Origin of the sequence: Methylobacterium sp. 88A (genome assembly GCF_000376345.1) — a bacterium.
GTDB lineage: Bacteria > Pseudomonadota > Alphaproteobacteria > Rhizobiales > Beijerinckiaceae > Methylobacterium > Methylobacterium bullatum.
In genome coordinates, this window is sequence record NZ_AQVT01000001.1 from 3,663,473 (window position 1) to 3,689,962 (window position 26,490).

General features: G+C 68.1%; 25 protein-coding genes. 13 read left to right on the forward strand and 12 right to left on the reverse strand.

The annotated features are described in order from the left end of the window. Positions 1-237 precede the first annotated feature (237 nt). The gene (locus tag A3OM_RS0117545) at positions 238-1,638 is read left to right on the forward strand and encodes a DHA2 family efflux MFS transporter permease subunit (RefSeq protein ID WP_026176154.1); all 1,401 of its coding nucleotides are present in this window, start codon (positions 238-240) and stop codon (positions 1,636-1,638) included. Here A3OM_RS0117545 and A3OM_RS0117550 read toward each other — a convergent pair. From A3OM_RS0117550 to A3OM_RS0117570, 4 genes are all read right to left on the reverse strand, one after another. Next, positions 1,635-2,153 carry a DoxX family protein gene (locus A3OM_RS0117550; RefSeq protein WP_018045080.1) on the reverse strand — a complete coding sequence of 173 codons (519 nt, stop codon included), beginning with the start codon at positions 2,151-2,153 and terminating at the stop codon, positions 1,635-1,637. The two genes, A3OM_RS0117545 and A3OM_RS0117550, sit on opposite strands and share 4 nt — an antisense overlap. 84 nt (positions 2,154-2,237) lie before the next feature. Continuing rightward, on the reverse strand, positions 2,238-2,363 hold the full coding sequence (locus A3OM_RS26605; protein WP_018045081.1) for a hypothetical protein: 126 nt from the start codon (positions 2,361-2,363) through the stop codon (positions 2,238-2,240). 95 nt (positions 2,364-2,458) lie between these two features. Continuing rightward, complete coding sequence (locus A3OM_RS0117560; RefSeq protein ID WP_043764850.1) at positions 2,459-3,625, reverse strand: multidrug effflux MFS transporter; 1,167 nt, start codon at positions 3,623-3,625, stop codon at positions 2,459-2,461. Between the two features lie 228 nt (positions 3,626-3,853). Continuing rightward, on the reverse strand, positions 3,854-4,441 hold the full coding sequence (locus A3OM_RS0117570) for a hypothetical protein (protein WP_018045084.1): 588 nt from the start codon (positions 4,439-4,441) through the stop codon (positions 3,854-3,856). Between the two features lie 259 nt (positions 4,442-4,700). Here A3OM_RS0117570 and A3OM_RS0117575 point away from each other — a divergent pair, with 259 nt between their 5' ends. Together A3OM_RS0117575 and adh are read left to right on the forward strand one after the other, a co-directional pair. Further along, positions 4,701-6,140 (forward strand): serine hydrolase, encoded by a 1,440-nt coding sequence (locus tag A3OM_RS0117575; RefSeq protein ID WP_026176155.1) that lies wholly within the window; start codon positions 4,701-4,703, stop codon positions 6,138-6,140. Between the two features lie 353 nt (positions 6,141-6,493). Continuing rightward, on the forward strand, positions 6,494-8,014 hold the full coding sequence (gene adh, locus A3OM_RS0117580) for an aldehyde dehydrogenase (RefSeq protein WP_018045086.1): 1,521 nt from the start codon (positions 6,494-6,496) through the stop codon (positions 8,012-8,014). A gap of 76 nt (positions 8,015-8,090) precedes the next feature. Here adh and A3OM_RS0117585 read toward each other — a convergent pair whose 3' ends face one another. Together A3OM_RS0117585 and ispH are read right to left on the reverse strand one after the other, a co-directional pair. Then, positions 8,091-9,056, reverse strand: coding sequence for a homoserine kinase (locus tag A3OM_RS0117585; protein ID WP_018045087.1), 966 nt, complete (start codon positions 9,054-9,056; stop codon positions 8,091-8,093). A gap of 79 nt (positions 9,057-9,135) precedes the next feature. Further along, a complete protein-coding gene (gene ispH, locus A3OM_RS0117590; RefSeq protein ID WP_018045088.1) occupies positions 9,136-10,131 on the reverse strand; it encodes a 4-hydroxy-3-methylbut-2-enyl diphosphate reductase in 996 nt (331 codons plus the stop codon). 467 nt (positions 10,132-10,598) lie between these two features. On the opposite strand from ispH, the gene A3OM_RS24260 reads away from it, so the two are divergent. After that, a complete protein-coding gene (locus A3OM_RS24260) occupies positions 10,599-12,227 on the forward strand; it encodes a hypothetical protein (RefSeq protein ID WP_018045089.1) in 1,629 nt (542 codons plus the stop codon). A gap of 55 nt (positions 12,228-12,282) precedes the next feature. Here A3OM_RS24260 and A3OM_RS0117600 read toward each other — a convergent pair whose 3' ends face one another. Continuing rightward, positions 12,283-13,524, reverse strand: coding sequence for an acyl-CoA dehydrogenase family protein (locus A3OM_RS0117600; RefSeq protein ID WP_018045090.1), 1,242 nt, complete (start codon positions 13,522-13,524; stop codon positions 12,283-12,285). A 91-nt stretch (positions 13,525-13,615) separates the two neighbouring features. Further along, positions 13,616-15,013, reverse strand: a complete 1,398-nt coding sequence (locus A3OM_RS0117605; RefSeq protein WP_018045091.1) for a PLP-dependent aminotransferase family protein — start codon at positions 15,011-15,013, stop codon at positions 13,616-13,618. 119 nt (positions 15,014-15,132) lie between these two features. On the opposite strand from A3OM_RS0117605, the gene A3OM_RS0117610 reads away from it, so the two are divergent. From A3OM_RS0117610 to A3OM_RS0117630, 5 genes are all read left to right on the forward strand, one after another. Further along, positions 15,133-15,423 carry a DUF1127 domain-containing protein gene (locus A3OM_RS0117610; RefSeq protein ID WP_018045092.1) on the forward strand — a complete coding sequence of 97 codons (291 nt, stop codon included), beginning with the start codon at positions 15,133-15,135 and terminating at the stop codon, positions 15,421-15,423. Positions 15,424-15,685: 262 nt separating this feature from the next. Next, positions 15,686-15,976 carry a DUF1127 domain-containing protein gene (locus A3OM_RS0117615; RefSeq protein ID WP_018045093.1) on the forward strand — a complete coding sequence of 97 codons (291 nt, stop codon included), beginning with the start codon at positions 15,686-15,688 and terminating at the stop codon, positions 15,974-15,976. A 155-nt stretch (positions 15,977-16,131) separates the two neighbouring features. Next, entirely contained in the window at positions 16,132-18,024 is a 1,893-nt protein-coding gene (locus tag A3OM_RS0117620) for a monovalent cation:proton antiporter-2 (CPA2) family protein (RefSeq protein ID WP_018045094.1), read from the forward strand. After that, positions 18,017-19,471 (forward strand): MATE family efflux transporter, encoded by a 1,455-nt coding sequence (locus A3OM_RS0117625; protein ID WP_018045095.1) that lies wholly within the window; start codon positions 18,017-18,019, stop codon positions 19,469-19,471. The genes A3OM_RS0117620 and A3OM_RS0117625 overlap by 8 nt, the downstream gene beginning before the upstream one ends. Positions 19,472-19,590: 119 nt before the next feature. Then, a complete protein-coding gene (locus tag A3OM_RS0117630; RefSeq protein ID WP_018045096.1) occupies positions 19,591-20,433 on the forward strand; it encodes a DUF937 domain-containing protein in 843 nt (280 codons plus the stop codon). A 15-nt stretch (positions 20,434-20,448) separates the two neighbouring features. Here the strand turns inward: A3OM_RS0117630 and A3OM_RS0117635 are convergent, their stop codons facing one another. Both A3OM_RS0117635 and A3OM_RS0117640 read right to left on the reverse strand, forming a co-directional pair. Further along, the gene (locus A3OM_RS0117635) at positions 20,449-20,676 is read right to left on the reverse strand and encodes a Flp family type IVb pilin (RefSeq protein ID WP_018045097.1); all 228 of its coding nucleotides are present in this window, start codon (positions 20,674-20,676) and stop codon (positions 20,449-20,451) included. Positions 20,677-20,810: 134 nt separating this feature from the next. Then, on the reverse strand, positions 20,811-21,062 hold the full coding sequence (locus A3OM_RS0117640) for a DUF3072 domain-containing protein (protein ID WP_018045098.1): 252 nt from the start codon (positions 21,060-21,062) through the stop codon (positions 20,811-20,813). Positions 21,063-21,251: 189 nt separating this feature from the next. Here A3OM_RS0117640 and A3OM_RS0117645 point away from each other — a divergent pair, with 189 nt between their 5' ends. Beyond that, on the forward strand, positions 21,252-22,295 hold the full coding sequence (locus A3OM_RS0117645; protein ID WP_018045099.1) for a YihY/virulence factor BrkB family protein: 1,044 nt from the start codon (positions 21,252-21,254) through the stop codon (positions 22,293-22,295). A gap of 110 nt (positions 22,296-22,405) precedes the next feature. Here the strand turns inward: A3OM_RS0117645 and A3OM_RS0117650 are convergent, their stop codons facing one another. After that, entirely contained in the window at positions 22,406-22,969 is a 564-nt protein-coding gene (locus A3OM_RS0117650; protein ID WP_018045100.1) for a TetR/AcrR family transcriptional regulator, read from the reverse strand. Between the two features lie 118 nt (positions 22,970-23,087). On the opposite strand from A3OM_RS0117650, the gene A3OM_RS0117655 reads away from it, so the two are divergent. Continuing rightward, positions 23,088-23,780, forward strand: coding sequence for a glutathione S-transferase (locus tag A3OM_RS0117655; RefSeq protein WP_018045101.1), 693 nt, complete (start codon positions 23,088-23,090; stop codon positions 23,778-23,780). A gap of 285 nt (positions 23,781-24,065) precedes the next feature. Here the strand turns inward: A3OM_RS0117655 and A3OM_RS0117660 are convergent, their stop codons facing one another. Then, a complete protein-coding gene (locus tag A3OM_RS0117660; RefSeq protein WP_026176156.1) occupies positions 24,066-24,953 on the reverse strand; it encodes a branched-chain amino acid aminotransferase in 888 nt (295 codons plus the stop codon). A 261-nt stretch (positions 24,954-25,214) separates the two neighbouring features. Here A3OM_RS0117660 and A3OM_RS0117665 point away from each other — a divergent pair, with 261 nt between their 5' ends. Both A3OM_RS0117665 and A3OM_RS0117670 read left to right on the forward strand, forming a co-directional pair. Continuing rightward, positions 25,215-25,754: a helix-turn-helix domain-containing protein gene (locus A3OM_RS0117665; RefSeq protein ID WP_043764854.1), complete on the forward strand. Its 540-nt coding sequence runs from the start codon at positions 25,215-25,217 to the stop codon at positions 25,752-25,754. 1 nt (position 25,755) lies between these two features. Continuing rightward, entirely contained in the window at positions 25,756-26,481 is a 726-nt protein-coding gene (locus A3OM_RS0117670) for a response regulator (protein ID WP_018045104.1), read from the forward strand. The last annotated feature ends 9 nt before the right edge of the window (positions 26,482-26,490 follow it).

Consider the following 26,490-nt stretch of genomic DNA (forward strand, 5'->3'; position numbering starts at 1 on the left):
CGAATTGTTGCTGAGCTTAAGGCCGTATCGACGCCCCCGAAAGGCGGCCATGCCGGCCTGACGACGTGAAGCCCGCACCTGTGGCTCGTGGGTCACGGTCGTCCACCACGTGCGACACCGCACGTGTCATCCACAGAGACCATCATTTGTGTGCATGTTCGTTCGAGAGCCGAGTTGCGCCCCCTCGACGGCGTGACGGAACCGGGCGGCTTCGTCCGCGCTACCTACGCGATCCCCATGCGCCCATCCCAGATCGTTCCCCTCGTCGTCGCCACCGCGCTATTCATGGAGAACACCGATTCCACGGTGATCGCCACCGCGCTGCCGGCCATCGCCCGAAGCCTCGGCGAGGATCCGATCGCGCTCAAGCTCGCGCTCACCGCGTATCTCGTCAGCCTTGCGATCTTCATCCCGATCAGCGGCTGGATGGCGGATCGCTACGGCGCGCGCACGATCTTCCGCGCCGCCCTCGTGGTGTTCATGGCGGGGTCGCTGGCCTGCGCCGCGTCCGATTCGCTCGGCGCCTTCGTCGCAGCGCGCGCGTTTCAGGGCATTGGCGGGGCGATGATGGTGCCGGTCGGCCGTCTCGTCATCCTCAGGGCGGTGCCGAAGAGCGAACTCGTCAGCGCCCTCGCCTACCTGACGATTCCGGCCCTGATCGGCCCGATCATGGGGCCGCCGCTGGGTGGGCTGATCACGACCTATCTCGATTGGCGCTGGATCTTCTTCATCAACATCCCGATCGGCCTGGCCGGAATCGTGCTGTCCACGATCTATTTCGAGAACATCCGCGAGCCGTCCCGGCCGCCCCTCGACGTCCTCGGTTTCCTGCTCTCGGGAACCGGGCTCGCCACCTTGATGCTCGGCCTCGCCTCTCTCGGACGCCATCTCCTGCCGGATTACGTGTCTTGGGGGTGTCTCGGCAGCGGCGCGATCCTGCTCGCGCTCTATCTCGCGCATTCGCGCCGGGTCGAGCATCCGGTGATCCGCCTCGATCTGCTGAGGTACCCGACCTTCCGCGCGGCGGTGACCGGCGGCAGCCTGTTCCGCATCGGCACAGGGGCGATCCCGTTCCTGCTGCCCCTGATGCTGCAAATCGGCTTCGGCCTCGATCCGCTGCAATCGGGCCTTCTCACCTTCGCCGCGGCGGCGGGCGCGCTCCTCATCAAGATCATCGGGCCGCGCATCCTGCGCGCCTACGGCTTCCGCCGGGTGATGCTGTTCAACGCCGTCGTGGCCTCCTGCTTCCTGGCAGTGAACGGCCTGTTCACGGCGCAGACGCCGCATTGGATCATCATCGGCATCCTGCTCGTCGGCGGCTGCGTCCGGTCGCTTCAATTCACCTGCGTCAACGCCATCGCGTATGCCGATCTCGACAAGCGGGAGATGAGTTCGGCGACGAGTCTCGCGAGCGTCGCGCAGCAATTGTCCCTCAGCCTCGGCGTCTCCATCGGAGCCCTGGCCCTGGAGACGGCCGCCGCGCAGCATGGCCGCACGACCATCGAGGCCGGCGATTTCTGGCCCGCCTTCCTCACCGTCGCGCTGATCTCGTCCGTCTCCCTCCTCGCCTTCCTGCGGCTGAAGCCGGATGCAGGCGCGGAGGTATCGGGTCAGCGCCTCGCGTCGAAGGGCGTTTAGGCCGCCGCGCGGCTCGACGGCCGGGCGGGGCTGCGCTTCGGTCCCTTGGCCGATTTCGCATTGGCGTTGGCCGATTGCGGCCGGGCGGGAGCGGGCGCCTCCCGGGTCGAGCGGCGCCAGCCCTGCCAGCTGCAGGCTCCGGGACCGGCCATAGCGTAGATGAGGAAGCCGCCGGCCAGGCCGAGATCGGCGAGGAACAGGGTGCGCTCGGTCATCGCCGCCGCGCCGGAATAGGCCCAGAACCCGTGCAGCAGCACCGCCATCGCCACCGCGAACCCCGCCAGGGCGAAGCCGGTGATGCGGGGCAGGACACCGAGGATGAGCGCCAGCGGCCCGAAGACCTGAACCACCACGGCCGCCGTGGCGACGGCATTGGGAGACGGCATCCCGGCCCCGGCCAGCGCCAGCGCGAAACCCGAGACATTGAGCGCACGCGCGATGCCGGTGGGCAGCAGCGCCGCCGCCAGCAACAGGCGCGACGCAAGGAGGATTCCGTCCTGGCTCCGACCGAACACGCGCGAACTCCGTCCCTGACCCCATCGAGATCGGGAGAATGCGCGAGACCGGCTGAAGACGGCGTTAAAGCTTGGAGCCGGCGCTCACTCGCCCGGGGAGCGACGCTCCGCCTTCGCCAGCGAGCGCTCATGCAGCAAAACCGCGAGCCAGCCGAGGCCAACGGCGAGTAACGGCGTGAAGAAGAAGGCGATCGCGTAGGACGCACTCATCGATCGAACTCTTTGGGGAACGCCAGCCGTGCAGTCAAGAATAGGCGGGGTGAGCGTTCAGTTTAACTTCTGGTCGATGGTGCATCCATCAACACTCACCCCGACACCCCACCTCGGAACAACCGGCCACGTTCGGTCCAGGCGACGACGAGGAGGGCCGCTCCCCCGAGGCCGGCATAGCCGAGGCCGAGGGGCAGCACAGTGCCGTCGAAGGCGTGGCCGATGATGAAGCCGCAGAAGGCGCCGAGGATCGTGGTGTAGAATCCGAGGAAGGACGAGGCCGTCCCCGCGATCTCGCCGAGGGGCTGCAGGGCCAATGCGTTGAAGTTCGGCATGGCGAAGCTGATCATGAACTGGTTGCAGGCCAGCACCGTCAGGAACAGCCACAGCGGCGGATGCCCGGCATAGGCGAGGCCGATTCCGACCTGGGCCAGCGCCACCGCCACGAACAGGGTGAGGCCCACATGCGAGAGCGGCCGCATCCCGAGGCGCCGCACCAGACGGGCATTGACGAGGGTGGCCGCCCCCATGGCGCCGGCCACCAGGGCGAAGGCGAGGGGAAACAGCGCGCCGAGCCGGTACAGCCCGGTATCGAAGAGCTGCTGGGCCGAGCCGACATAGCCCATGATGCAGCCGGTCAGCAGCCCGAGGGCGGTGGCATAGCCGACCGCCACGCGGGTGCGGAAGGTCAGGGCGACCGCCTGAGCGATCGACCGCAGGGAGAGCGGACGTCGGAATTCCGGGTGCAGCGTCTCCGGCATGCGCCAGGAGAACCAGAGGGTGAGGATGCCGGCCAGGGCCAGCATGGAGACGAAGACGTAGTGCCAGGAGCCGAGCAGCAGCATCGCCCCGCCGATGGCGGGCGCGATCATCGGCACGATGAGGAACACCATCATGATCAGCGACATGACGCTGGCCATCTCGCGCCCCGAATAACGGTCGCGCACGATGGCGGTGGAGAGGACGCGCCCACCCGCCGCCCCGATCCCCTGGATGACGCGGGCGGCCAAGAGCCATTCGAAGGACGGCGCGACCATGGCGAGGCCCGTGCCCGCGCCGTAGACCGCCAGACTCCCGAGCAGCACCCGCCGGCGCCCCAGCGCATCCGAGACCGGCCCGTAGACGATCTGGGCGACGCCGAAGCCGATCATGTAGACGTAGACGAGAAGCTGCAGCGCATTCGGGTCGGCGACCGAGAACCGCGCCTGGATCGCGGGGAAGGCCGGCAGCAGATTGTCGATGGAGATGGCGGTCACCGCCATCATCAGGGCGACGATACCGACGAATTCGCCGAAGCCCGGGCCGTTCCAGGCCGGACCGCCCTCCGGGAGAGCCGGCCTCAAAGGTGCAGTCACTGGTCCTGAGCCTCGCTGCGGTCGCCGGCTCCTGCGCCGGCGACGTCGTAATGGAAAGTCAGCGGCCCGACCTCCGGTTGCACGAGCCCTTCGCGGACCGCCATTCCCGGAGGCCGGGCTCAGCTCAGCAGGGTGCTACTGCCCGCCGCCCGCCATCTGACCGAGCTTGTCGATGTTCTTGGTGACGAGGGCGATGTTGCCGTCGGAGGGCTTGGTGGGCTCGCCGGCGGCGATCGCCTCGTTGATGTCCTTCAGCGCGGCGGCCTTGTCCTTGGGCTTCATCTTCGTGTCGGCCTCAATGGCGGCGACCTGCTTCTTCAGCAGCGGCACGACGCCGACATAGGTCTTCGTCTCGGGGTCCACGCCATCCAGCACCGCCTCGACGCTGTCGGCCGCGTCCTGCAGGTCGTCGACGCTGGCAAAACCGTTCTTCTTCGCGATGGCCACGGCCTGGGCCTGGACCTTCGGATCGGGCTTGTCCGCGTTGCCGGCAGGGAGTTTCGCCAGTTCGGGCTGCGCCGCCACGAGGCCGTCGATCAGCGCCTGGGTCAGGGCGACCTCCTTCTGCTCCTCGGCCTCGGGGGCCGGAGCGGGAGCGGCGGGGGCGGCCTTGGCGGGTGCCGGCGCCTTCTGCGGCGCCTGGGCGAAGCTGACCTGCGAGACCAGGGCGGAGGTACCAAAGGCGAGGGACGCTGCCAGCAGGGCGCGAGTGGTGCGGCTCATGGATGTCTCTTCCTGTTGCGTGGTTGGGGAAGGGCCGTCATCGGCGGAGCGAGTCCGGTCGCGACGGATGGCTTCGTCCGTCGGCACGAAGGCGGGCCATGTTGCCGAGCTTCGGGGCAAAACAGTGATCTCGGCGCCGATGCCGATCACGGTTTCGCGGGAATGCCGCCGATCTCGACCGGGGGTGGCACTCCCGCGCAACCACGCCACATTCCCGCGCAACCTTGGCAGGATCGCAGCCGACGGATCACCGCGCCTCATGCTTTCACGCTTCCTTTCCGGCGCTTGCGCCCTGTTGCTGCTGCTCGGCGCGGCGACTGCCCAGGACAGGGCGTCAGGCGCTCCCATGCAGGACGAGACCGGCGACTTCGCGCGCGAGGCCTCGGCCCTCATGGACTCGCACGCCAGGGGCGGCGTCTTCTCGGGTGCCGTGATCGTGGCGCGGGACGGCATCCCCCTGTTCCGCCGCGCCTACGGCATGGCCGACCGCGAATGGGCGATCCCCAACACGCCGGACACAATGTTCCGCATCGGCTCCATCACGAAGCAGTTCACCGCGGCGGCGATCCTGAAACTCGCCGAGGCCGGTTCCCTCTCCCTCGACGATCCCGCCATCCGCACCCTGCCCGAATTGCCGCCGGCCTGGGCGCCGATGACGATCCGGATGCTCCTCAACCACAGTTCCGGCCTGCCCAACGTCACCGCCCTGCCGGGCTACGCGACGCAGCTCGGGCGGATCGAGCGCTCGCCGATGGAGACGGTGGCCCTCCTCTACCGCGAGGATCTGCTCTTCCCGCCGGGGACCGGCCACGAATACAGCAATACCGGCTACATCCTCCTCGCCGGCCTGATCGAGCGGATCACCGGCCAGAGTTTCGCGCGCTACCTCAACGACGCCATCCTGGCGCCGGCCGGATTGGCCTCGACCCGGGACGCCGATCCGGGCGCCATCATCCCCCGGCGTGCCGCCGGCTACCGCCGCGTCTCGGGCGAATGGCGCCACGCCCTGCCCCTGGCGGCCAGCGCTCCGTCGGGTGCCGGCATGCTGGCCTCGACCCTCGACGATCTCGTCGCCTGGGACAGGGCGCTGTTCTCCGGCCGTGTCCTGTCGGAGGCGTCGCGCCGGGCCATGGTGACGGATTACGGCCACGGCTACGGCCTCGGTTTGTACATCGGCACGGCCTACGGGCACCGCCTGTGGTCGCATGGCGGGTTTATCAGCGGGTTCAGCGCGATCAAGGATGCCTACCCCGATCTCGGCCTCACCATCGTGGTGCTCGGCAATTCCGAGATCGTGCCGGCCCAGGCCCTCTCGCGACAACTCGCGGCCCTCTATCTCGGCGAGCCCGCGCGCACCGAGATCAGCGTCGGCCAGACCGTTCTCGACCGCTATGTCGGCTTCTACCGGACGGGCCCGCGCTCGGTCCTGGGCGTCACCCGCGACGGCGACCGCCTCACGGCGCAGGCGCTCGGTCAGGGATCGACCGAGTCCCGCATCACCCTCGTCGCCGAGAGCGACAGGGCCTTCGTGGCGGAGAACGGCGCGATCCGCGTGGCCTTCGACATCGAACCGGACGGACGCGCCACGGGCGTGATGATCCACCGCGACGGCATCGAACGGGCCGGTCCCAGGATCGACCGGGCCATCGCCCGGCGGATCACCGCCCGGCGCTTCACCCGGCTGCCGTCGGGACGGTGAGTGTCTTGCCGAGCCTGTTTGGGTTGTTCGTCCAAGGCTTTACCTCATCCTGAGGTGATCTGATCGGATGATCGATTTTGGCAAAACTCCCGCTGCGGAACCGCACTCCCGGAGATAACCGCCGGTGATCGAGAGTTTTGCGAGGCCTTCCAAATCGCCTTCCCACGGCATCGCCAGACCGCCGCAGAGGGGCTAGACTGCTTCAGCGCGTAGCTCTTCGCCACAGAAGCGGGACCACGCGCCGACCCGTTCGATGCCGTCGCTCCGAGCCGGTTAGGCCAAAAGTCTATCTTGATTTGGCAATCCGCCCGGCTTCTGCTGGCGCACACAAGAACAACACGGAGGAAACGCACATGAACAAGCCCGAATTCCTGTCGTCAGGTACCAAGGCGCCGTTCTCGGCCCGTTACGAGAACTTCATTGGCGGCCAGTGGGTCGCCCCCGTCGCCGGCCGGTATTTCGAGAACACTTCGCCGGTCACAGGCCGCGTCATCTGCGAGGTCGCCCGGTCCGACGCGCAGGACGTGGAGAAGGCCCTCGATGCGGCCCATGCCGCCAAGGAGGCCTGGGGCCGCACCTCGCCGGGCGAGCGCGCGCTCATCCTCAACCGCATCGCCGATCGGATGGAGGAGAATCTCGACCTGATCGCCCTCGCCGAGACCTGGGACAACGGCAAGCCGATTCGCGAGACGACCAACGCCGACATCCCGCTCGCCATCGACCATTTTCGCTACTTCGCCGGCTGCGTCCGCGCGCAGGAAGGCTCGATCTCCGAGATCGACCACGACACCGTCGCCTACCATTTCCACGAGCCGCTCGGCGTCGTCGGCCAGATCATCCCGTGGAACTTTCCGATCCTGATGGCCGTGTGGAAGCTGGCACCCGCGCTCGCCGCCGGCAATTGCGTGGTGCTCAAGCCCGCCGAGCAGACCCCGGCCTCGATCCTCGTGGTCGCCGAGCTCATCGCCGACCTGCTGCCGCCCGGCACCCTCAACATCGTCAACGGCTTCGGCCTGGAATGCGGCAAGCCGCTCGCCTCCTCGCCCCGCATCGCCAAGATCGCCTTCACCGGCGAGACGACGACGGGCCGCCTCATCATGCAATACGCCTCGCAGAACCTCATCCCGGTGACGCTGGAGCTCGGCGGCAAGTCGCCGAACATCTTCTTCGCCGATGTGGCCAACGAGGATGACGATTTCTTCGACAAGGCCCTCGAAGGCTTCACCATGTTCGCCCTCAACCAGGGCGAGGTCTGCACCTGCCCGAGCCGCGCGCTGGTGCACGAATCGATCTACGACCGCTTCATGGAGCGGGCGATCAAGCGCGTCGAGGCGATCACCCAGGGCTCGCCCCTCGACCCGACCACGATGATCGGCGCGCAGGCCTCCTCCGAGCAGTTGGAGAAGATCTTGTCCTACGTCGATATCGGCCGCCAGGAGGGCGCCGAATGCCTCACCGGCGGTGAGCGCAACGTGAAGGACGGCGAGTTCGCGGAAGGCTTCTACATGAAGCCCACCGTGTTCAAGGGCCACAACAAGATGCGCATCTTCCAAGAGGAGATCTTCGGCCCCGTCCTCTCGGTCACCACCTTCAAGGACGATGCCGACGCGCTCTCCATCGCCAACGACACGCTCTACGGCCTCGGCGCCGGCGTCTGGACCCGTGACGGAACCCGCGCCTACCGCTTCGGCCGCGCGATCCAGGCCGGCCGCGTCTGGACCAACTGCTACCATGCCTACCCGGCCCATGCGGCCTTCGGCGGCTACAAGCAGTCCGGCATCGGCCGCGAGAACCACAAGATGATGCTCGACCATTACCAGCAGACCAAGAACATGCTGGTCAGCTACTCGGCCAAGAAGCTCGGCTTCTTTTAGGCCTTCACGAACGAGACCACCTTGCCCCGGCCGGAAACGGCCGGGGCTTTTTCATGCCCTGATCTCTGCGAAGACGCTATTCGCGCCAGCCGTAATCCCGCGCATGCGTCGCCGCCCGGTGGAACACCAGCCGGCGGTCGTATTCCAGCGGGTCCTTCGGCTGGACCAGGGCGCCGGGGGGCACGTTGAGCCAGTCGACGAGGCGCGTCAGCATGAAGCGCAGGGCGGCACCCCGACACAGGATCGGCAGCGCCGCGACCTCGTCGTCCTGCAGGCGCCGCACGGATTGGTAGCCGGCGATCATCGCCTCGCCCTTGTCCGGGAAGAACCTGCCGTCGGGCTCGAAGCACCAGGCGTTGAGGCAGATGGCGAGGTCGTAGGCGAAGGCGTCGGTGCAGGCGAAGTAGAAATCGATCAGGCCCGACAGGTCGTCGCCGATGAAGAACACGTTGTCGGTGAACAGGTCGGCATGGATCACGCCGGAGGGCAGGCCGCGCGGCCAGCCGGCCCGGAGCACCGCGAGGTCGCCGCGCACGCGCTCGGTCAGACCCTCGGAGACGCTGTCGGCGGCGGGGCCGGCAGCCTCGAACAGCGGCTTCCAGGATTCCACCGAGAGGTTGTTGGCGCGGGTCATGCCGAAATCGCTGCCCGCCCGGTGCAGCCCGGCGAGAGCGACGCCGAGAGCCCGGCAATGGTCGACCGTCGGGCGCTTGACCGAGACGCCGTCGAGGAAGGTCACGATCACCGCCGGCCGGCCGCAGAGTTCGCCGAGCGCCACGCCGTCGCGCTTCGCGATGGGCTGCGGGCAGGCGAGGCCACGGGCGGCCAGATGCTGCATCAGGTTGAGGAAGAACGGCAGGTCGCCGGCATTCACCCGCTTCTCGTAGAGGGTGAGGATGTAGGAGCCGGCGGTGGTGTGCAGGAAGAAGTTGGTGTTCTCGACGCCCTCGGCGATGCCCTTGTAGGAGAGCAACGTGCCGATCTCGTATTGGGCAAGGAAGGCGGTCAGCGCCTCGTCGGAGACCTCGGTATAGACGGCCACGGGCTTCGCTGACGTTGGAGGGCAGACATGAGAAGGGGCGCCCTTCGGCGCCCCCAGCGAGGAAAACGGGCGATGCGGCCTACTCGGCGGCTTCGCTGCGCAATTCGCGCGGCAGCGGGAAGGACATGTCCTCCACCACCGTGGAGACCGTGTCGACAGTGACGTCGTAACGGGCGGCGAAGGCGTCGATGATCTCCTCCACAAGCACCTCGGGCGCCGAGGCGCCGGCGGTGAGGCCGAGCTTGCGGATGCCCTCGAAGGCCGGCCAGTCGATCTCCTCGGCGCGGAGCACGAGGCGGGTGATCGGGCAGCCGACGCGCTCGGCGACCTCGCGCAGGCGCTGCGAGTTCGAAGAGTTCGAGGAACCTACGACGATCACCGCATCCACAAGCGGGGCCACCTGCTTCACCGCTTCCTGGCGATTGGTGGTGGCGTAGCAGATGTCGTCCTTGTGCGGCCCGGTGATGGTCGGGAACTTCTGCTTCAGGGCGGCGACGATATGGCGGGTGTCGTCCACCGACAGGGTCGTCTGCGTGACCCAGGCGAGGTTGTCGCGGTTGTCCGGCTCCAGGGCGGCGATCTGCTCCAGATCCTCCACCAGGGTGATCGAGCCCTTGGGCAGCTGGCCCATGGTGCCGACCACTTCCGGATGGCCGGAATGGCCGACCAGGAGCACGTGACGGCCGCGCTTGTGGTGGATCTCCGCCTCGCGGTGGACCTTGGTCACCAGCGGGCAGGTGGCGTCGATGGTGACGAGGCCGCGATTGTCCGCATTGGCCGGCACCGTCTTGGCGACGCCATGGGCCGAGAAGATCACCGGGGCGTTGCCGTCCGGCACTTCGTCGAGCTCGCGCACGAACACCGCGCCTTTGCGCTTCAAGCTCTCGACCACGTATTTGTTGTGGACGATCTCGTGACGCACGTAGACCGGAGGTCCGTAGATCGCCAGCGCCCGCTCCACCACGTCGATGGCGCGGACCACGCCCGCGCAGAACCCCCGCGGCGCGCAGAGCAGAATCTCCAGCGGCGGCTTGGCCGAACCGTCGGGAAAGGTCTTCGAAAGAGGATCGCTCATGATAGCCGGGATGTGGCGAGGCGAGGCCGCCCCTGTCAACCTCCTATAGCGCATAATGTGCCGCGGTGTCAGGGCAGGTGGGGCACACCTGCCATCCCCATCGCTTCCGTCGCGGGTCCCGCCCCCGCCGGCTGACGTTTTGGGAACGCCGCACCGCCGTCGAAGACGAATCACGAACGTGGCAAGCTCTCCCTATCCCACCGTCTCCCCCGCTCCCGCCCACGGCCTCCGCGATAGACCGGCCGGCCCCGTCTCAGGCTATAAGTCATTCTCGCCGGACGAGATGCACGGCATTGTACCGACAAACCCTCTGCCTTAAGCTCCCCAATATACCGTTCCGGGGGAGTATTGCTCGATCCTCCCTCGATCTGATCGCATTCTTGGGCGCCCTTCATCTGTCGACGGGCAGAGCATCGATCTCTCTCGGGCGCGGAGGCGAGCCTCTGGGCCAATAACGGAGGCCGACCATGACCAGTGACGCCGGAACCGCGCCTCCGCCCCCGGCGGCGGGCGAAGCGGCCACGTTCGACGCGTTTTCGCGCGCCGTGCAGGCGCGGTTCGACGCCGTCGTCGCGGCCGACGGCCATCTCTTCGACGTCGACGCTCCCGATCTCGGTCCGCTCTTCCTCGAGCACCTGCCGGCGGAGCGGCGGCCCTATCACACCTGCTCCTGCTGCCTGACCTTCCTGCGCCGCTTCGGCCGCCTCGTCACCGTCACGAAGAACGGCGGCATCGCCTCCGCGCTGTGGAGCCCCGATACCGTTCCCGACCTCTACCGGCCCGCCGTCACGGCGATGATGGGAGCCGTCACCGGCGCCCCGATCCGCTCCGCCTTCCTGGCCTCCGGCGAGACCTGGGGCCGCCCCACGGCCGGCGGCTTTCCCCACTTCTCGCTCGCGGTGCCGGAAACGCGACGCTACGGCGGCATCGTGGTCACCGCCCGGCAGGCGATGGCGGCGCGGCGCGAGGATTTCCGCACGCTCTCCCACGCCCTCGACGTGTTCGACCGGCGCGTCGTGGCGCAGGCACTCACCCTCCTGCGGGCCGAGGCGCTCTACCGCTCCGAGAAGGTGATCGGCCCGGCCGAGTTTCTCCTGCGCCTGCACGACGAGGTTCCGCGCAAGGCCGGCCCGAAGCGGGACGCGATCCTGTGGCGGGCCGTCGCCAATGCGCCGCCCGGCTTCTGCACGCCGCGCGGCGGGATGATCGGCACGCTGCTGGCGGACATCGCAGAGGGCCGGGATTTCGCGACGGTCAAGGCACGCTTCGCCGCCAAGATGCACCCGCTCGCCTACCAGCGCCCGCAGGCCGCGCCGAGGGCGGGCACCATCGCCCAGGCCGAACGCCTCTTCGCCCAGCTCGGTCTCGAACCGGCCTTGCGCCGCCGCTACGCGCGCCTCGACGAGATCCCCACGATCTGGCGCCCGCGCCATGGGGCGGGGGCGGCGGCGGCCGAAGCGACGGCCTCCCACACCGCCTCCGGCATCTTCGGGGGTCTGAAGGCGAGGCAGGCGGCCGTGCCCGAAGCCGTGCTCGACATGCCGGCCCAGACGGTCACCTGGTCGAAGTTCGCCCGCGACGTCCTCCCTGACGCGCAGCGGATGTGGGTGTTCACGGCGGAGCGGATGACCTTTTGCGGCCTCGTCACCGCCGTCGATCCCGAGGCGCCGCCCCTCCTGCAATGGGACCGACCCGAGGCGCGCAACCCGGTCTCCTGGTACATCTACGTGAACGGCTCGACCCCGACGCGCTGGCGCCTGCCCGAAGGGGCGTGGGTGCCGGTGACGGGGGCCACGCTCCTGCCCGTCCTGTGGTCCGGCGCGGACCGGTATCGCCACCACAGGACGGGCGCGGTGCTGATCCTCGACGGCGCGCAGGATGATGCCGCCTCGGGCCTCTGCCTGTTTCCAGAGTTCCTGCGCTCGGACCTGCACGGGGTACGGGCCGTGATCGAGACCTATTCGAAAGCCCACAGGATCGAGGGCGTCGAGGAGGGCACGGCCAACGGTCTCCTCGTCGGCCAGGATGGGGATCATCGGATCCGCGTCGAGAGCGCTATCGGCACCGCAACCTATCGGATCGACCGCTGGGAGTGATCCGCGACGGTCGATCCGCCAGCGGTCACACCGTCCGAGCGTGAGGGCGTTTCCCTCACCCCCGCCCCAACATCCGGTCGCTGATGATCCGCCGCTGGATCTCGCTCGTTCCCTCGAAGATCGTGGTGAGCCGCGCGTCGCGCCAGTAGCGTTCCACCCGGCGTTCGGTGGTGTAGCCGTTGCCGCCGTGGAGTTGCATCGCCTGGTTGGTCACGCGCACCGCCATCTCGGTGGCCAGCAGCTTCACCTTGGCGGATTCGCTCTCGGCCGCCTCGCCCTCGTCGAGGAGGTGGGCCACCTGTTGCCAGTAGGCGCGGGCCTGATCGACCTCCGCCGACATGTCGGCCAGCGCGAAGCGCAGGGCCTGGAACTCGCCGATCGGATGGCCGAACTGCTCGCGCTCCTGCAGGTAGAGTTGGCAATCCTCCACCGCCGCGCGGGCGACGCCGACGGCGCGGGCGGCGGTGTGGACGCGGGCGATGTTGAGGCCGCGCTGCACCGAGGCGAAGCCGCCGGAATCCGCATCCGCGCCGCCATCGCCGTAGAGGCCGGTGAGGCGGTCGCCCTCGGGCACGCGCACGCCGTCGAGTTCGAGCTCGAAGGTGAGGAAGCCGTGATAGCCGATCTTGTCGATGACATGGCCCGTCATCCCCTCGGGGAAGGTGCCGGGCGTCTTGACCACGAGGAACGGCTCCAGCCCGGCCGAGCGCGGCTCGCCCGGCTCCGGCTCGCGGGTGCGGGCCAGGACTTCGATGAAATCGGCGGCGAGCGCGAAACCGGCCCAGCGCTTGGTGCCGGTGAGCACCCAATCGTCCCCGTCCCGCACCGCGCGGGTCTTCACGCCGGCGAGATCGGAGCCGGCGGTGGGCTCGGACAGGGCGATGCCGCCGATCCACTCGCCCCGAGCGGACTTGCGCAGCAACGCGCGGCGGCGCTCCTCGTCGAGGGTCTGGGTGCCGAGCCCCTGCCCCCGCGCCAGGATGCTGCCGACCGAGAGCCAGGCGCGGGCCAATTCCTCCGAGACGAGGCAATATTCGAACACGCCGAGGCCGAGCCCGCCATGCTCGGCCGGGATGGTGATGCCGAACCAGCCCTTCTTCGCCATGGCGTCGATGAGCGAGCGCGGCATCTCGGCCTTCTGCCGGTCGAGTTCGTCGGCAAGCGGCAGGACCACATCCCTGGCGAAATCGCGGGCCTCCTGCTGGAGCCGGGCGCGCGCCTCCGTGCGCCAGGGCGAGAACAGTTCGGGCGGACGCGGCTGCTTCAACTCCGGCTTCGACGCCTCCGGCTTCGACATGGGTCCTCCCGACATATTTTTGAGCTTTGCCGTATCTCTTCAAAGCCTCGGCCCGGGCGGTGGGTTCCGGGCAGGGCCAGCCGGACCCCGATCAAACCGCCGCCATGGCGTCTTCCAACACCGAAAACGTCCTCGGATCGGCGCAATGGGCCACGTTGAAGCGCAGGAACTCGCGGCCGCCCGCCCCGGCGCTGAAGGCGGCGCCCGGGGCCAGCACCACGTCCCTGGCGAGGGCATGGCGCGCGACATCCGCCGAATCGAGCCCGTCCGGCAGGCGCGCCCAGAGGAAAAGACCGCCGCGCGGCTCGGTCCAGATCGTCAGGCCGCAGCGCTCCAGCCGCCGTGCGGTCTCGCCCATGGCGCGGGCGAGTTTTTCGCGGATTTCTGCGAGGTGGCGGCGATAGGCCCCGTCGGTGATGAGGCGGTGCATCAGCGCCGCGGAGAGATGTCCGTTGCCGAGGCTGAGGGCGAGCTTCAGGTCGATCAGCCCCTCCACCCAGTCGGGGCGCAGGGCGATGTAGCCGCAGCGGATCGAGGCCGAGAGGGTCTTCGAGAAACTCCCCACCGCGATCACCCGGTCGAGCCCGTCGAACCCCGCCAGACGCGGGGCCGGGTCGGCTTCGAGGTCCCCGAAGATGTCGTCCTCGACGATGAGCATGTCGTGCGCCTCGGCGAGCTTGAGGACGCGGTGGGCCACGGCCGGGGCGAGGGTGGCGCCGGTGGGGTTATGGAGCGCGGAATTGGTGAGGTAGAACCGGGGCCGGTGCTCGACGATCAGCCGTTCGAGTTGCGCCACGTCCGGCCCGGCGGGGGTGAAGGGCACGCCCACCACCTTCGCGCGGTTCGCCCGCAGCAGCGCATGGTAGTTGAAGTAGCAGGGGTCATCGACCAGCACGGTATCGCCCGGGTCGAGGAGGAAACGGCACAGCAGGTCGACGGCCTGTGTCGCCGAATCCGTCAGGACGATCTGGTCGGCCTCCGCCTCGACACCCTTGTCGGCGAGACGCCGGGCGATCTGGCCCCGCAACGGCGGAAAGCCGAGGGGCTTGTCGTAGCAGATCACGTTCGAATCGGCGTCGCGGGCGATGTGGCGCAGGGCACGCCGGATCGCCTCCTCGGGCATCCATGACGACGGCAGCCAGCCGGAACCGGGCTTCAGCAACTCCGGCCCGGATTGCATGGATTGTCGGGTGATCCAGAGCGGGTCCACCGCCCGGTCGAGCTGCGGCCCGATCTCCTTCAGGCAGAGCGGGCGGGTCTTGCCCGCCACATAGAACCCCGAGCCCCGGCGCGCGACGATGGCGCCTTCCGCGCCGAGGCGCTCATAGGCCTCCACCACGGTGGATTTCGACACGCCCATGGATTCGGCGAAAGCCCGCACCGAGGGCAGCCGCGCGCCGGGCATGAGCTGCCGCCCGGCGATCCGCTCCGTGATCGCGGAGGAAACCGTGTCCACCAGGGTGGGCGTGGTCCGCGCCGATCCCGCCATCTGTACTGCTCCACCGTCCGGACAATTCAGGCTAAGCGTACTGGACTGTCCCTATCGTCGCCAGTGCCCCGGAGCGCATCACGACCGAACGATCACGACGGGCGAGACGAGGACGATTGATGACCACGCTCCTGAAGCAGCAAGCTGGCACCGGGGCCGGTGACCGGGCCGGACGGCTCGCCCGCTTCGCTCGCCAACTCCTGGCGAAGGCCGCCGCCGAGTTGTCGCGCCAGGCCATCAATCGTCGGGTCCTGCACAAGCTCAGCGGCATGACCGATCGCGAGCTGAAGGATATCGGCCTGATCCGGCAGGACGTGACGGATGCGGGCGCCGGCCCGGCCGATGCCTCCCAGTTCCTGATGAGCCGCCGGGACGAGAGACGGGAGGCGCGCCGCCGCCCAAGTCGTTAAGATCTGATCAGAACAGCAGAACGTGCATTATTGAGCATGACTTCGAATTCGGCATGCCGCCAAACTGGTCAATCGGGTGGTGATTGAGGTTTATCCGTGGTCCGGTTCTACCAGACCTGCAGGCACCGCAAGTCTATTGAGGCTAAGTGTTCGATCGCACGTCATTCACGGCGAAGGGGGCGCACATCACCCCCATCACCTTCCTCGTCGTGCATCACCTTCCTCATCGTGAACGTGCGCCGAGAACTTGGACACTAGGATCATGAACAGCACCCTCAACTGGACCCCGGGCGACGCAGCAGCCGAACAGGTCGGACGGGCCACTCGCTTCGTCGGCAGCCTCCTCACCAAGGCCGCCTCCGTTTTCTCGCGCAACGATGCCAACGAGCGCGGCCTCGTGGAGCTCGGCTCTCTGTCCGAGCGGGAATTGAACGATATCGGCCTGACCCGCTGGGACGTCCTCGACGCCTACGACGCGCCTACGCCTTCGGACGCCACGAAGATCATCCTGGCCCATCGCGCCGTCCGCCAGGTGACGCGCCGCTTCGCCTGAACCGCGTGCCGCTCCGCACCGGTGATGGATCCGACACCGCCCGTCCACGCCATGCAGGCGTGGCGGGGGCGGTGCCCCTGGTCTAAGAGGAGAGCACGGCGACGCGCCTACGGCATCGGCCGCGGGCGACCCCACTCCTCACAGACCGGATCGACATGGCGAGCGCCTCAACCCATGTGAGCTTCCTGCCGCCGGTGCTGACCTTCCTGTCGGCGGCGGTGATCGGCGTGCCGATCTTCCGTCTCATCGGCCAGAGCGCGGTGCTCGGATATCTCGTCGCGGGCGTCGTCATCGGCCCCTTCGGGTTCTCGCTCATCGCCGAGCCGGAGACCGCCGCGAGCGTCGCGGAGCTCGGCGTCGTCCTCCTTCTCTTCATCGTCGGCCTCGAACTCGAGATTTCGCGGCTGATCTCGATGCGGCGCGACATTTTCGGGCTCGGTGCGACGCAGCTGCTGCTCTGCACCATTGTGCTTGCCGGCGCCGGTGCCCTGTTCGGGCTCACCCCGGCCGCGAGTCTCGTCATCGGCGTCGCCCTCGCCCTGTCGGCCACGGCGGTGGCGCTGCAGCTCCTCGAGGAGCGCGGAGACCTCGGCACGCCCTATGGCGGCCGCGCCTTCGCGGTGCTCCTGTTCCAGGACATCTCCGTCGTGGCGATCCTCGCCCTGATGCCGCTCCTCGCCTCCACCGGCAGCAGCGGCAACGACGCGTGGCTCGGCCAGGCCCTTCAATCCACTGCCACGGTGGGGGGCGCCCTCCTCGCCGTGGTTCTGGTGGGCCGCTACGGCCTCAACCCGTTCTTCAGCCTGCTCGCGGCCAGCGGTGCGCGCGAGGTGATGACGGCAGCGGCCCTCCTCGTGGTGCTCGGCACGGCGATGCTGATGGAGCATGTCGGCCTGTCGATGCCCATGGGCGCCTTCCTCGCCGGCGTGCTGCTCGCCGAATCGAATTTCCGGCACCAGCTCGAAGCCGATATCGAGCCGTTCCGCGGCATGCTCCTCGGCCTGTTCTTCATGAGCGTGGGCATGTCCATCGACGGCGGCCTGCTCAAGAGCGCGTGGCCCGCCCTGCTCGGGGCGACGGCGGCGGCCATCCTCATCAAGGTCGGGCTGGTGGCCAGCCTGTTCCGCCTGTTCGGCTCGCCCTGGCTCGACGCGGTGCGCGGGGCCGCGATTCTCGCGCCGGCCGGCGAGTTCGCCTTCGTGCTGCTGCCGGCGGGCGCCGAACTCGGCCTGATCGACCAGCCCTCCACGCGCTTCGCGGTGGCGCTGGCCGCCCTCACCATGCTGGTCGGCCCCGTCGCCGCCAAGGCCCTCGACGGCTACTTGTCCCGCCACCGACCGGAGGCGGCCGAGCATGCCCCCGACCAGATCGAGAGCACCGAGGCCCGCGTCCTCGTCGTCGGCTTCGGCCGCTTCGGCCAGATCCTGACCCAGGTGCTGCTCGCCGAGGGGATCAGCGTCACGGTGATCGACAAGGACGTGGAGCAGATCCGCAGTGCCTCGCGCTTCGGCTTCCGCATCTATTACGGCGACGGCACCCGCCTCGACGTGCTGCGCGCCGCCGGAGTGGGCCGGGCGGAACTGCTCTGCATCTGCGTCGACGACCCGCAGGCCGCCCTGAAGATCGTCGACATCGTGCACGAGGAATTCACGGCGGTGCGCACCTATGTGCGCGCCTACGACCGGATGCATGCGGTGGAACTGATGAACCGGGACGTGGATTACCAGCTGCGCGAGACGGTGGAATCGGCCATCGCCTTCGGCCGCGCCACCCTGGAAGGGCTCGGCATCCCGGCGGAGGCCGCCGCCGCCACGGCCCAGGACGTGCGCAAGCGTGACGTCGCCCGCCTCGTCCTGCAGCAGGCGGGCGCCCTTCCGGAGGAATCGCGCTACATGGGCGGCAGCCCCGAGATCAAGCCGGAACCGCTCACCGAACCCAAGCGCCCCTCGCGCGCGCTGAGCACCGAGACGCGGGACATCATCGGCCTCGAGCGGCGCGAGGCGGCGACCCGCACGCTGCAACCCCAGGACACCCCGTCGGATGCCTGACACCCGCAAGGCGGCGGGACATCCCGCCGTCCGACAGGAGGCCGGACGGTTCGTCACGGGATCGATCCTGCGGCACGTGGTGGTGATGACCGGCACGGGCTCCATCGGCCTGATGGCGATCTTCGTGGTCGACCTGCTCTCGCTGATCTACGTCTCCAAGCTCGGCGACCCGACGCTCACGGCGGCGGTGGGTTTCGCCACCATCGTCCAGTTCTTCGCCATCGCCATCAATATCGGCCTGATGATCGCCGCCGGGGCCCTGGTCTCGCGGGCGATCGGGGCCGGCGACGAAGCGGGTGCGCGGCGGCTCGCCACCTCGGCCTCGATCCACGGCATCGTCGTCTCGGGCATCCTCGTCCTCGCCATGCTGCCGTTCCTGCCCCTCATCCTGTCCTGGATCGGCGCCGATGCCGAGACGCTTCCGGTGGCCGAGCGATTCCTCTGGATCGCCCTGCCCTCGAACATGCTCATGGGGCCGGGCATGATGTTCTCGGGCCTGCTGCGCGCCGTCGGCGCGGCGCGCCAGGCGATGTACGTGACGCTGGGCGGCGCCATCGTCACCGCCGGTCTCGACCCTCTCCTCATCTTCACGGCGGGTCTGGGGATCGACGGGGCGGCGATCACCACCTGCGTGGCGCGGGCGACCTTCGCCCTCGTCGGCCTGTGGGGCGTGCGCCAGCACCGGATGCTCGCCGCCCCCACATTGGCGGACGTGATCGCGGACGCGCCCACCGTGTTCAGGATCGCCCTGCCCGCCGTGCTCACCAACCTCGCCCCCTCGGTGGCGAGCGCCTTCATCGCCCATGCGCTGGCCAAGTTCGGCGCCGTCGCGGTGGCCGGCAACGTAGTGATCGACCGGCTGACCCCGGTGGCCTTCGGCGGCCTCTTCGCCATGTCCGGCTCCATCGGCCCCATCCTCGGGCAGAACTGGGGAGCGGGCCGGTTCGACCGCATGCGCGGCGTGCTGCGGGATGGGGCGCTGGTGACGGCGGCCTATGTCGTGGTGGTCTGGGCCGCCCTGATCGTCTTTCGTGGACCGCTGACGGGCCTGTTCGAACTGACCGGCACCGCCGCCGAGCTCTTCGTCTTCTTCTGCCTCGTGAGCGGGGGCGTGTGGTTCTTCACCGGCCTCCTGTTTCTGGCCAACGCCTCGTTCAACAATCTGGGCTTTCCCTTCCTGTCGACCTTCCTCAACTGGGGCCGGGCGACCATCGGGACCGTTCCGCCGGCCCTCCTCGGCGCCCATCTGTACGGCCCGAAGGGCATCATCGCCGGGGTGGGCTTCGGCTCGGTCGCCTTCGGGGCGATCGGGATCGCGCTGGCCTTCCGGACGGTGGCGCAACTGGAGAAACGGACCGGTCACGCGCCGAAAATGGCATCGGAAGCCGAGGCGGATGCCGCCGGAGGCGATATTCCGGCACCGGAGAGGCCGAACGCACTGGTTTAGTGCCGGTACGGGCATGATCCCGGGCTGGTAAGTGCCGCCGGGATGCGACAGAGTTCGCTCCTCGACAGCGGGCTGAAGCATGTCCGCCTGGCCGCGATGGGATTCAGAAGGCTTCCGCCATGTTCAACCTGTTCGATCTCATGCAGGCGCAAGGCGGAATGGGCGCCAACGGTTTCGGCCAGCAGTTCGGCCTGTCGCCGGACCAGACCCGGCGGGCCATGGAAGCGCTGATGCCGGCCCTGACGCTGGGCCTCCAGCGCAACGCCGCCGCCGATCCCACCGGCTTCACCCAGATGTTCAGCTTCATGGACCCGAGCGCCTCCGCCACCACGCAGGCCAGGCCGCAGATGGACGCCATGATGCGCCAGCTCTTCGGCTCGCAGCATCTGGGGCAGGCCGTGCTGCAGCAGGCCGCGGCGGCGAGCGGCGTCGCGACGCCGGCCCTCCGGCAGATGCTGCCGATCATGGCCGGGATGGTGGTGGCGGGGATCGTCCACGTCATGATGAACCCCAGCCAGGCGGCTCCGGCCCCGGCGGCGCCTCCCCCCTCCCCCTTCGGCATCCCGACCCATCCCTATTGGACGGAGATGATGAACGCGTTCATGGCGGCGGGCGGCTCGATGCTGTCCGCGCCCAAGGACGTGACGTCTTCCCGCGCAACCCCGGCCCAGAGAAGCCTGCCGCCGGCGCGCTTCTTCCCGGAGCCCAGCCTATCCGCGAGTTCGAAGGCTGCGTCGGGTTCCAAACCCGCCTCGGGCACAAGGACCACAGAAGCGGCGCAAGCCTCCCCGCTCAACCCGTTCGACCTGTTGCAGCAGATGTTCCAGTCCGGGCTGGAGGCCCAGCAGGAGAACGCACGGACGATGCAGAGCCTGTTCGACAGCCTGTGGCGCGACGGCATGACGGCCATGGATCCGTCGAAGGCGAAACCCGCCGCCAAACCCGGCCCGACACGGCGCTGAGCGTCGCGCGAAGCCTCACGTGCTCCGGGCGATGGCGTCACCGATATATTTGTACATCGCGCCGACGCTGTCGGCATAGAGATGGAGCGCCGTGACGATCGCCAGGAAGATCAGTCCGGTGATCAGCGTATATTCGATCGCGGTCGTGCCGCACGTGTCACGCCTGAACCGGGCGGCGAGGCCCGGGACACGGGATCGAGCCCGATCCCGCTGCGTCGCCCGAATTGACTCGCGGTTCGTCATGGAAGTGGGGCTATCCTCGACGAAGCCGGCGCAGGTTGTCCTACGCCGGAAATCGTTGCCGCCCGTTTAAACGTTTCCCGTAAAACGCCCGCTTCTCCACGCAGGGAGCAGCGGAAACCGAGGATGAGGGCGGATCAGCCCCGTCCGGCTTCCTTGCGAAGGGCGTCGATGCGCTTGGAAGCCTCGGCCTTGTCGAGATCGGGCTCGAACGCGTCCGGCGACTTCGCCTCCTCCGACAGGGTCTTGAGGTAGGAGGCCTGCGCGCCGGTCATCGGCTCGTCGCCCGTGGTCCACTCGCTGGGATCCTTGATCCGGTTCGACGCGTCGCCACCGGCCGTCTTCGGGTTCTCGTTCTCGTTCTCGTCCGTCGCCTGCTTCTTCGTCATCGCGCAACCTCGTTCATGAATTGTTCTCTTCATAACGAGGGCCTCGCCGATGAGTTCCGCGCCGTCTCCCCTCTCCCGACCCGAGGGATCGATCGACTGGGCGCTTCATCCGTGCACCCGCCCCTGCCGATGCCATAAGGTGGATCCGCGGCCCGATCACGGGTGTCAGCCCTCACGAGAGACGCAGCCATGGCCCAGGACGTCGACGAGGGTGACGACTGGCGCTCGGTGGGGACGCGGTCGCAGGATAAAGCGGCCCTCGAAACGGCGCGGCGGCGGGCACGGGAGCCGGACAGGGGCCGCGATGCGAGCCGTCCCTCCGACATTCCGCAGGCGGGATGGAAGGACATCCTCTGGCGCGTCCTTTGGGCCCTGCCGCAGGATCGCGTGCTGACTACATCCGGCGGCGTCGCCTTCTTCGCCCTGCTCGCGGTGTTTCCCGGCCTCGTGGCCGTGGTCTCGATCTACGGGGTGTTCTCCGATCCCGCCGTGATCAGCCAGCATGTCGGCCTCCTCACCTACATCCTCCCCGCCGCCGCCCTCGATCTCCTGTCCGAACAACTGGTGCGGATCGCCGAACGCAGCACGGGGTCCCTCGGTCTCACCTCGACGATCAGCCTGCTCATCGCCCTGTGGAGCGCGAATTCCGGGGTCAGCGCGCTCTTCGATGCCCTCAACGTCATCTACCGTGAGCGGGAGGACCGGACCCTCGTCCGGTTCTACGCCACGACCTTCCTGTTCACCCTCGGCGGGGCCGCGTTTCTCCTCCTCACGATCAGCGTGGTCGTGGTCCTTCCCGCGATCGTGGAGCGCTTCGGGTTCCAGGGATGGGCCGACACGATCCTGTCCGTGGCGCGGTGGCCGGTCATCCTGGTCGTGGTGAGCTTCAGCCTGTCGTTGATCTATCGCTACGGCCCGAGCCGGCGCCGGGCGAAATGGCGCTGGGTGAGCTGGGGCAGTGCACTGGCGGCGTTTCTCTGGGTCTGCACCTCCGGAATCTTCTCCTGGTACGTCGCCAGCTTCGACAGCTACAACCGCATCTACGGGTCGCTCGGCGCCGGCATCGGCCTGATGTCGTGGATGTGGCTGTCGATCGTGGTCGTCCTAGTCGGCGCCGAGATCAACTCGGAGACGGAACGCCAGACCGCCCGCGACAGCACGGAGGGGCGGCCGAAACCCCTCGGCGTCCGGGATGCTTTCGCCGCCGACAATGTCGGTCCGGGCCGGGACTGAGTCTCACCGACTCTGATCCATCGGTCAGGGGCAGTGACGTCCGGCGGACGACCGCCGCCGCGCCGTCGCGCGGGGAGACCTCGACGAGTCAGGCTTATCGAGGTCCGGTCTTAGTCAGGCAAAAGTCCCGCCTTCCGGTAGGTGTCGATCGCCGAATCGTAGACGGCGATGTCCGACCGGCTTCTCGCCAGGAGCTGCGCGCCGACGATGGCCGCGAAGATAGCCCATGCCCTCGGCGTGCTGTCCTCCACCGTGACGAGGGAGGCGGCGGAGAGCCGTCGGCCGATCCATGCCACGTTGACCTCGGCGAAGGCCCGCACCTCGGCCCTCACCTCCTCCGGCAGGTCGTCGTGTTCGGCGGCCATCATGCTGGCGAGGCACATCCGGTTGTCGTTCTGGAGCGCCGCGCGGAACGTGTCGGGGTAGCGCCGCAGACAGTCGAGGGGGTCCGGGAATTCGGCCGCCATGGTTTCGAGCGCCGCCGCCGCATCCTCCCGGTAGCGCCCGGCCACCGCCGCACCCAGGGCGGCCTTGCCGGGGAAATAGTAATGGATGCTCGCCGCCCTGATGCCCACCTCCTCGGCGAGATCGCGAAAATTCAGGCCGCCATAGCCGCGCGCCTGCGCGGTCAGCCGGGCGGCGCTCAGGATCAGCTCCCTGGTGCTCTCACTCATCCTGGTACCTTCGCCGGAGCCCTCGAACCTGCCGCCTGTCACATGGCAGATAGACGTTGACGCGTCGATTCCGATCTGGTTGATATATCTACCAACTGGCAGATAGGGGACATCCGCGATGAAGATCTACGACCGGGAGGCGGGTCCGCACCCCGCACGAATCCGCATCGTTCTGGGCGAGAAAGGGCTCGAGGAAAGGGTCGAGTTCGTCAGCGTCGATCTCATGGCCGCCGAGCAGAAGCAGCCGGCCTTCCTGGCGATGAACCCGATCGGTAAGGTCCCGGTCCTCGAACTCGCCGACGGGACGATCATCAGCGAATCGACGGCGATCACCGAATATTTCGACACCCTCGATGGCGACCCGACCCTCACCGGCAGGACACCGCGTGAGAAGGGCGTCATCCACATGATGCAGCGGCGCGCCGAGATGATGCTGATCGACGCCGTCGACGATTATTTCCATTACGGCACCCCCGGCCTCGGAGGCGCGCTGCGGCCATGGCGGATGCCGGATTGGAGCGGGGCGAAGGAATGGGGCCAGAGGCGGGGCGCCTATGCCGTGGCCAACATGCCCTATTTCAACGGCGTGCTGGCCAACCAGCCGTACCTTGCGGGAGAGCACTTCTCGATGGCCGACATCACCTTGTTCGCCGGCCTGATGTTCGCCGACATCGTCGCACTGCCCATCGCCCCGGAACTCGCCGCTCTTCACGCCTGGCGCGGCAAGGTCGCCGATCGTCCGGCCGTGAAGAACCGCAGCGGTCAGGTCCCGAGGCCAGAAGACCTGGCGCGATACGGAGACGCGGCTTAGGGCCCGTTCGAGCTGTTTTTCCTAAGCTTCATCTCAGGATGAGGAAATCTGCTTGGATGATCGACATCGGCAGGATCATCCACCGAGAGATGCGATCAGACAGCCTATTGAAAGCAACAGGCTTCGACGCCGGGACCGTCCATCGCGTCCGCTTGCGTCATGGACGGCGACGCCTCGTCACGAAGGACCAACTCGATGTGAGTCCCCGGTGAGCGAGGGCAAGGCGTCGTTCGCGCCTCGTCCTCGCGATCGCCCACGACGTGGCCGCGCGAAGAGCGGCCCGAACTACTCCGCCACCGCCTTCGGCTGAACCTCGGCGGTGTAATCGTCCATGAGCGTCTTGGTCATGGCGGCCGGGGTGAAGCGGTAGGGGCCGATCTCGGAGACCGGCGTCACTTCCGCGGCCGAGCCGGTGATGAAGCACTCTGAGAAGCCCTCCATCTCCTCGGGCCTGATCCGCCGCTCGATCACCTCGAAGCCGCGCCGGCGGGCGAGGTCGATGACGGTCTGGCGGGTGATGCCGTTGAGGAAGCGGTCGGCGAGCGGGGTGTGGACCACGCCGTCCTGGATGAAGAAGATGTTCGCGCCGGTGCATTCGGCGACGTAATCCTCCCAATCGAGCATCAGGGCATCGGCATAGCCCTTGTTCTCGGCCCGGTGCTTCGAGATCGTGCAGATCATGTAGAGACCGGCCGCCTTCGAGGCGGAGGGGATCGTCCGCGGATCGGGCCGGCGATAATCGGCCATGTCGAGGCGGATGCCCTTCATCTTGGTCTCGGGATCGAAATAGCTCGGCCATTCCCAGGCGGCGACGGCGAGGTGGATGGTGTTGTTCTGGGCCGAGACGCCCATCATCTCCGAACCGCGCCAGGCCACGGGACGCAGGTAGGCGTCGGTGAGGCCGCTGGTCTTGAGCACGAGTTCCTTGGCCGCCTCGATCTCGGCGACGCCGTAGGGAATCGTGAAATCGAGGTACTGGGCCGAGCGGAGCAGGCGCTCGGCATGCTCGTGGCTCTTGAAGATCCGTCCGCCATAGGCGCGCTCGCCCTCGAACACCGCCGAGCCGTAATGCAGGCCGTGGCTGAGCACGTGGATCTTGGCCTCGCGCCACGGCACCAGCACGCCATCGAACCAGATGGTGCCCTCGCGTTCGTCGAACGGGATCACGGACATGACGAATTCCTTGAATCCGCGGGCTCGCATCGGGGCGCCTGCGGGGTCGATCGATCGGGTTGGCGCGATGGCCAGGCAATGCCCCGCGCAGTATCCGCGAGGACGGAGGTCCGCAAGACGGCCGTTACGGCGAGCCGGCCCCGGTAAGGCTTGACGGGTATCAACGCCCCTGAGATATGTCAACAACACTGACGTATATCGAGGATGTCGCCGGACGTGACGCGCCAATCCACCCTGGCAACGGGCCCGGCCCCCCTATCCCTGTCCGAGGAGGAGGACGGGCAGGCGGAGTCAGGTCCGGCTCCGGAGGGCGTAACGAACGACCTCGTCGAACTGCTGTTCTTCGCCTATCGCGACTTCGTCGGCGACCCGGACCGGATGCTGGCCGAATACGGCTTCGGGCGGGCGCACCACAGGGTGCTCCATTTCGTCTATCACTATCCAGGCCTGACCATCGCCGAACTCCTCGACATCCTGCGGATCACGAAGCAGAGTCTGAACCGGGTTCTCAAGGATTTGATCGAACAGGGCCACATCGTGCAGAAGACTGGCCGGAGCGACCGCCGCCAGAGGCTGCTCTATTGTTCGGAGACGGGCGCGACGCTCACGGCGGAGCTGACGCGGGTCCAGGTGCGGCGGGTCGCCCGCGCCATCGCCGATCCGGTGGCGGACGAACCGAAGGGCGCACGGGACGGAAACGGATTTGCCGCGGCACAGGGATTTCTCATGGCGATGATCGAACCCGAAGAGCGCGCGGCGGTGACCAGCCTGATGGCGCGCCGCGCCAGGAGCCGTCGCTGACATGGCGTCGCCGGAGCCGAGAATCCGCGCCGAGCTTCCCGACCACGCCCCCCACATCCTCGTGGTGGACGACGACCGGCGGGTGCGCGAATTGCTGTCGCGCTATCTCTACGAACAGGGATTTCGCGTCACGGCCGCCGGGAATGTCGAGGAGGCCCGGCAGCGGGCGCAGAGCTTCGTCTTCGACGCCCTCGTCCTCGACGTGATGATGCCGGGGGAGAACGGGTTCGATTACGCCCGGCAGGTGCGCGAGACCTCGCGGGTGCCGATCCTGATGCTCACCGCCCGTTCCAACCCCAACGACCGGGTGATGGGGCTCGAGATTGGAGCGGACGATTACCTGCCCAAGCCCTTCGAGCCGCGCGAGCTGATCCTGCGCCTCAACAACATCATCAAGCGCCGCCCGGACGGCGCGCCGCCCTCCGACCGCACCATCGCCACGGTGACGTTCGGGCCGTTCTCCTACCGCATCGACCGGGGCGAGCTGCGCCGCGACGAGGAGACCATCCGCATCACCGACCGCGAGCGCGAGATCCTGACGATCCTGGCCGAGGCCAAGGGCGGCAATGTCGACCGCGACGTGCTGGCCGGGAATGGCGGGCTCGCGGCGGAACGCACCATCGACGTGCAGATCAACCGCCTGCGCCGCAAGACCGAGGTCGATCCGGGCAATCCCCTCTTCCTCCAGACGGTCCGCGGCATCGGCTACCGCCTCGCGATCGATTAGACGGGACCC